Annotated in this window: 3 protein-coding genes; 1 reads left to right on the plus strand and 2 read right to left on the minus strand. The window is 54.6% G+C overall.

Going from position 1 to position 1,384, the window contains the following annotated elements; all coding sequences use genetic code 11:
• Nucleotides 1–110 precede the first annotated feature (110 nt).
• Nucleotides 111–464 (minus strand): ArsR/SmtB family transcription factor, encoded by a 354-nt coding sequence (locus AB4Z24_RS22480; protein ID WP_290993460.1) that lies wholly within the window; start codon nt 462–464, stop codon nt 111–113.
• A 154-nt stretch (nt 465–618) separates the two neighbouring features.
• Between AB4Z24_RS22480 and AB4Z24_RS22485 the strand changes: the two genes are divergently transcribed.
• Complete coding sequence (locus tag AB4Z24_RS22485) at nt 619–915, plus strand: ArsR/SmtB family transcription factor (protein ID WP_441711881.1); 297 nt, start codon at nt 619–621, stop codon at nt 913–915.
• A 103-nt stretch (nt 916–1,018) separates the two neighbouring features.
• Here the strand turns inward: AB4Z24_RS22485 and AB4Z24_RS22490 are convergent.
• Nucleotides 1,019–1,384, minus strand: a 366-nt coding sequence (locus AB4Z24_RS22490) for an SRPBCC family protein (RefSeq protein ID WP_441711883.1), incomplete at its 5' end; no start/stop codon positions are given.

The raw sequence follows: 1,384 nt of genomic DNA on the forward strand, positions 1-1,384 counted from the left end.
AACCGGGAGCTAGCCACTGGGCGATGAGATCCGGCTGCGTCCAAGCCTGAAAAACGTCAGCAGCCGAGGACTCAATTCTGCGGACCATCGCGAGTGACGGCAACTTATCTCTACGATCGCTTGCCATTACGTGGCTTCGCCTTGTTTTTCAGCAGCTTCTCAAGCTTATCCAGACTTCCCGCCCAGAACTTTTCATAACTGCCGAGCCAGTCATACGCCTCATTCATGGGCTGGGTATTGAGAGAGCAAAGATGGATGCGACCTTGGATTTCCCGGTCAATTAGGCCCGCTTTCTCTAACGCTTTGATGTGCTTCGAGATCGCGTTCAACGTAAAGGGAAACGGCTTCATCAGTTCCGTCACGGTGTGGGGCCGCTGCGCGAGCATGCCAATAATGGCGCGCCGGGTGGGATCCGATAGAGCCTGAAAAACGTCGTCGAGATGTTTGCTGCGATGTTCAACCATATGCTTGAATATATGTGATCCGCCAACAAGTGTCAAAGCAGCAACAATGGCGCTAAGCCGATAGGTGTATCGAAGATATCAATTAAGCTTCTCACTGATTTTTCAGGAAGCCTCGCGCATTGACTTTGAGTACAAACGCCTAATAATAACCCAAATGGTTGAATATTCCCGTCGCCGCCTCGATGGTTTATTCCGGGCGCTTTCTCACCGGACTCGCCGGTCCATTGTTGAGCTGTTGCTTCAACGGCCGCACAGCGTGAGCGAGCTTGCCCAGCATTTTCACATTTCGTTCGCAGCCACCTCCAAACATGTTCAGGTTCTCGAACGTGCGGGGCTGATTGAGCGCGAGATTCAAGGCCGGACACGTGTCGCCAAGATTGATTCCAAGGCGCTCGCTTTTACGCACAGCTGGCTATCTCGCCATCAGCCCCTTTGGACTCGACTGCCGTAAAGGCATCAAGAAGGTGGTCCGCTGAGCGAAGGCGACGTGCAGGCGTTGCTATGACTCGTCCGTCGCGCATCCCAATAACGGTAGCTGTGGCGGAGACGACGGATCAGTGTCTGGGGCAATCAAATGTGAAGAATGTGAGCCAATCACGCTTGTAAAGATCGGAGGCGTATGAGGTACCAATTTTTTCGTGCGTGACCGTGAGCTCTGTCGCGGTATCGCCGAGGGGGCGGATATCGGCGACGACCAGCGACGGTGGGCCCTGGAGCCCTTTAGCGGCGCCGCTGTAGGACCAAGTCATGACGATGCGCCGGCTCTCGACGATCTCACAATAACATCCTGAGATTTGATACGGCTCGCCCATCGGGTCATTGCCATCAACGCTGTACTGTCCGCCTTCGCGTAGATCGATGGAGACGGCATTTACAACGCAGGAACCGGGAGCTAGCCACTGGGCGATGAGATCCGGCTG

It is taken from the genome of Hyphomicrobium sp. 2TAF46 (genome assembly GCF_052114865.1).
Lineage (GTDB): Bacteria > Pseudomonadota > Alphaproteobacteria > Rhizobiales > Hyphomicrobiaceae > Hyphomicrobium_B.